3 protein-coding genes and 1 other annotated feature are annotated in these 4907 nt (G+C 38.0%); all 3 genes read left to right on the plus strand.

The window, feature by feature from the left end:
- Window positions 1-368: hypothetical protein (locus PQ474_RS25500; protein ID WP_273848384.1), on the plus strand; the 368-nt coding region annotated here is incomplete at its 5' end.
- 402 nt (window positions 369-770) lie between these two features.
- Window positions 771-2105, plus strand: coding sequence for an allantoinase (locus tag PQ474_RS25505; RefSeq protein WP_273848385.1), 1335 nt, complete (start codon window positions 771-773; stop codon window positions 2103-2105).
- Between the two features lie 63 nt (window positions 2106-2168).
- Window positions 2169-3602, plus strand: coding sequence for a YfcC family protein (locus PQ474_RS25510; RefSeq protein ID WP_273848386.1), 1434 nt, complete (start codon window positions 2169-2171; stop codon window positions 3600-3602).
- Between the two features lie 1139 nt (window positions 3603-4741).
- Window positions 4742-4847, plus strand: a sequence feature (23S ribosomal RNA rRNA prediction is too short).
- Window positions 4848-4907 lie beyond the last annotated feature (60 nt).

The raw sequence follows: 4907 nt of genomic DNA on the forward strand, positions 1-4907 counted from the left end.
GTTGGGGGCTTCCCCCTGTGAGAGTAGGACGTTGCCGGGCAAAAAATGAAAGCATTCCGTTGAGGGATGCTTTTTTTTGTGTGCCCAGCATGGGTGCAATCTATAGAGTGAGCGTCCCGAAAAGCGAAGGTAGAATACCAGATCTGAAAGGAAGTGGGTGGCACACTTCCGGTCTGGGAATAAAACTTCAAATAGGAAACAGAGAGGGACAGGTTCATTGTTTCATAAAGTTTATTACCCTTGGGACGATGGAACAGGCCAATTCACAACAGGAAATTACGGGTAGGTTCCCATCCCTTTATTGTTCACAGATAGTAACCTATGATACTAATTATTCGAAAGTCAGCGCTATTAATCTTTTTAATTAACTCAAACAGGAATATAAGATAAATAACAAGTTACTAGAATGGGGACGATGTACCTGTCCCCATTTTTCTTTTTCGGAGCAACTAGAAGAAAAAGAAGAACAACAGCAATAAAAAAGAACAATTTCCAAAAGGATTCAGGAAGAATTAATACATTTTGTGAAAATCGTTCTGATCTGAGGTGAAAGGGTGTCACAATATCTAACAATATCAAGCTAAGTTTATGAAAGATCTGTTAAAACTGAATCATGTAATAAAGAAAGAAGGATATTTTCTTTTTTTTTTGGAGTGAATTGTACATGTCGACTAATAAAATAAAGATTTTTTAGTTTGAGTAGCTAATGATGAATCTATGAAAATCTTTTACACTCAATTTAAGCTAAATGAAAACAGGAGGCAGTTGATATGAAGCTTGATACGGTTATCCTTTCTGGTACTCTTGTGACTGAAAATGATGTGTTTGAAGCGGATTTAGGAATACTGAATGGCAAAGTCGTTGCGATTTGTGAACCAGACACAATTGACAGAGGCAGTGCTACGGTGATTGATGCAAAAGGATTGCACATATTCCCTGGTTTGATTGATGTTCATGTTCATTTTAATGAACCTGGAAGAGATCAATGGGAAGGACTTGATACAGGGAGCAAAAGTTTAGCTGCCGGTGGTGTGACAACATTTTTTGATATGCCTTTAAATAGCAATCCTCCTACAACGACAAAGGAACGCTATTTAGAGAAGAAGCAGTTAGCTGACGAAAAGTCTATTGTAGATTACCGATTATGGGCCGGGTTAGTACCTGATAATATTGAAGATCTTGAAGGACTTTATGAAGAAGGTGCGATTGGCTTTAAAGCATTTATGTCCGAGTGTGGAACGGATGATTTTCAATATGCTGATAACGGTACATTATTGAAAGGAATGGAAAAAATCGCACAGTTGGATTCGATTTTAGCGCTTCATGCTGAGTCTAATGAAATGATCAATTATTTAACATACAAAACGAAAAAGGAACAACGTTTATCAATCCGTGATTACTGTAACTCTCGACCAGTCTTATCTGAGCTAGAAGCAGTTGAGAGAGTGCTTAGTTATGCAGAGCTAACGGGGTGTAAATTACATATTGTTCACGTAAGTAGTAAGCGAGTGATTGATAGTATTAAGGAAGCGAAGGAACGAGGGATTGATGTCACTGCTGAGACATGCCCACACTATTTGAGTTTATCGGTTGATGATTTCGAGGAAATTGGCCCTACTGCTAAATGTGCACCACCTTTACGAGAAAGAGAGGAAGTGGATCTGTTATGGCAATCATTAAGAAACGGGGATATCGACATCATTAGTTCCGATCATTCTCCATCACCTCCAGAAATGAAAACACAAGGAGAAAGCATTTTTGACGTTTGGGGTGGAATTGCTGGCTGTCAAAATACATTGCATGTCCTTTTAACAGAAGGTTATCATAAGCGCGAAGTATCATTGTCAAAAATTGCAGAAGTTACAGCTTTTCAACCTGCCAAACGATTTGGGCTATATCCAAATAAAGGATCAATCAGAATCGGTTCCGATGCGGACCTGACATTGATTAACCTTAATGAAGAGTTCGAGTTAAAAACGAAAGACCTTAAATACAGACATAAGATCAGTCCTTATATCGGAAAAACGTTTATGGGAAAAACGCTATACACAATCTCAAAAGGTCAATGCGTATTTAAAGACGCTTCTAGCAAAACTAGTGTTTAATTAAACACTAGTACAAGACTTAAAGACGGAATATTCGGTATTTTAAAAGAGGAGTGGGAAACTATGAGAGCTGAAGCGCCTATTGCACAACCAAAACCAAAACTACAGCAGCCTAAGAGGAAATTTGCTTTTCCTCATATATACGTTATTTTATTAATATTTGTCGCAGGTATGAGCCTTGCGTCGTATATTATTCCGGCAGGCAAGTATGAACGTGTCGAAGGACCAATGGGAAGAATGATGATTAATCCCGAAGTGTTTACGTTTATTGATTCAACTCCAATTGGACTCATGGACTTCTTAAAAGCGATTCCTCAAGGGATGGTTAGCGCTAGTTCAGTTGTGTTTTTCACATTTATGATTGGTGGAGCCTTTATGGTGTTAAAGGATACAGGAATTATTCACTTTGGTGTAGATCGCTTAACGAAAAGATTTAGTACGAATAAGGTGTTAATTATTCCTGTGTTACTCGTCACTTTCTCGGTTATTACGGCTTTTATTGGTACTCCAGAATTAGCTTTAGTCTATGTGCCAATCTTAATACCTCTTATGATTAAGCTCGGGTACGATAAAATGATGGCTGCTGGCGTAGCTTTGATCGCAACAACTGGTGGGTTTTTATCGGCATTAACAAATCCAGGTACGGTTGGTCTTTCTCATCAAATTGCTGAACTGCCCGTTTACTCTGGTGCAGGATATAGGTTTTTATTATTAATCGCAATCATTTTATCAGGTGTTGTTTTCTTGCTTCTATACGCGAAAAAGCTAGAAAAAAACCCTCAATTAGTTAAACAGAGTTTAAAAGAAACAGCCTCTAAACATTTTTTCGAAGAGAAAAGCTATGAAATTACCACAAGACAAAAAATAGCTGGTCTTGTCGTCATCATCATGTTCTTCGGAATGATTTATGGTGTGTTAACGTATCAGTGGGATTTCGTTACATTAGCTGGTTATTTCCTTGCGGTTGGCATTGTTGTTGGGATTGTGGCAGGGCTGTCAGGGAACCAAATCAGTGAATCTTTTAATAAAGAGTTTCGTGATGTGTTGCTTGGCGCGATGATTATCGGTGTGGCGCGCGGAGTAGCGGTTGTTATGGAAGAAAGTCAAATCATTGATACGATTATTTATGGGTTATCACACGTCGTTAGTAGTTTGCCATCATCAATCACCGTATTAGGAATGCTGGCAACGCAAGGTTTATTTAATTTCTTCGTTCCTTCCGGTAGTGGCCAGGCTTTAATTACAATGCCTATTATGATCCCATTAGCGGATATCGTTGGAACAACAAGACAAACAGCGATTTTGGCTTTCCAAATTGGAGATGGGTTATCCAATATTATCTTCCCAACTTCAGGATACTTTATGGCAACTATTGCAGCAGCAGGAATTTCTTATGCGAAATGGGCTAAGTTTATTTTTCCATTATTGATTGTATGGTTCTTAATCGGATGTGTGTTCTTGTTAATTGCTCATGCCATTGCGTGGGGGCCTTTTTAAGAGAAGTAAGTAGGGTGGGGACAGAACTGCGTTTGCAGCGGAAAAGTTTAAGTTGAAAAGTTTTTTTTAGGTAGCTATGGACATGATAGCTCTCGAATAAAATTTCATGGCACAATGGTATTTCCTTGATTGAATGCATTGGCGCTCATTTAAATCTTTGTTATATGTATAGGTGAATCAGATATAAAGACAAATAGGAATAAGTTTGTTGAGGAAGCCTCTTAGTCAGGCTTCTTTATTTCAGTTGTTTAAATAATCATCAATCATCTTGTGAATACTAATAACTAGCTCACCTTTAAAATTTATGCAACGAGTGAGAACTTTACGTTGCTGGTCTTCCGTCAGCATTTCAAAAGAATGTGGCTCAAGTTTTTTGAGTGTGGAGTGCCCGGTTGCAGAGGAATTCTTTTATACGCGGTGTAAGTGCCTTGTGAGTGGCAATCCAGTTCAACGTTGACGTTGTCGCCTGTTCGCTTCTATAATGTTCCGGAACTTTTTGATGATAATTAAGTGTTCTAATTCATTTCTTTTAAAACCTGTGTACGTGATTAAGGTTTTAAGGGAAATAGGGGATAAGTGTCTTAACATTTCTAGTAGTTTAAGTTTGTTTTCTCTACTACAGGAATCACCTTTGTTATGAAGTCGCCCATCACCTTCAAATTTTGTTTCATCGAGGACGTCTTCTTTTCGACAATGCAAGAGGCTTTTGGATAAATTTGCTCTTTCATATATCTATATTTATCATAACTACCCACGAATACGTACTATCCAGCGCGAACATACTTTTCAACTGGGAGGATTAAATCAATATGTTTCTATTTGATTGGCGGTTAATTGCATCCTTGTCAAAAAAGCGCTAGAAATATAAGTATCATAAAGGGGGTGTATATTTTTCAGTGGGATCATGATGATTTCTTCTTTCATATACACCAGCTCCTTGTTCGATGTATATGAGAAGGTGAAATTGTCCTATTCTTTTTTAGAGAATACTAAGGTTGGAGAAAGTAGGGCTTTTGATGATAACTCATTACGAATTTTTCCTAAATGGAATGTGATAATCATTGAGTTTTAGTTATATGTAGTTTGAATACAAATCTAATTTTTATTGTTACATTAAATATATTGTAAGAACTCGAAAAGGATGTGGAGTTGCCCAGACAACCAGGATGTTGGCTTAGAAGCAGCCACCATTTAAAGAGTGCGTAATAGCTCACTGGTCGAGTGACTCTGGTTGGAAATCATTCGTAGAGTGCAAAGGCAAAAGGGAGCTTGACTGCGAGACCTACAAGTCGAGCAGGGACGAAA

The organism is Halalkalibacter alkalisediminis (assembly GCF_028610705.1).
In the GTDB taxonomy this organism is placed as follows: domain Bacteria; phylum Bacillota; class Bacilli; order Bacillales; family Bacillaceae_D; genus Halalkalibacter; species Halalkalibacter alkalisediminis.

Excerpts from the sequence above, each read along its gene's own strand:
- PQ474_RS25505 (WP_273848385.1), top strand. The coding sequence starts at position 771 with ATGAAGCTTGATACGGTTATCCTTTCTGGTACTCTTGTGACTGAAAAT.
- PQ474_RS25510 (WP_273848386.1), top strand. The coding sequence starts at position 2,169 with ATGAGAGCTGAAGCGCCTATTGCACAACCAAAACCAAAACTACAGCAG.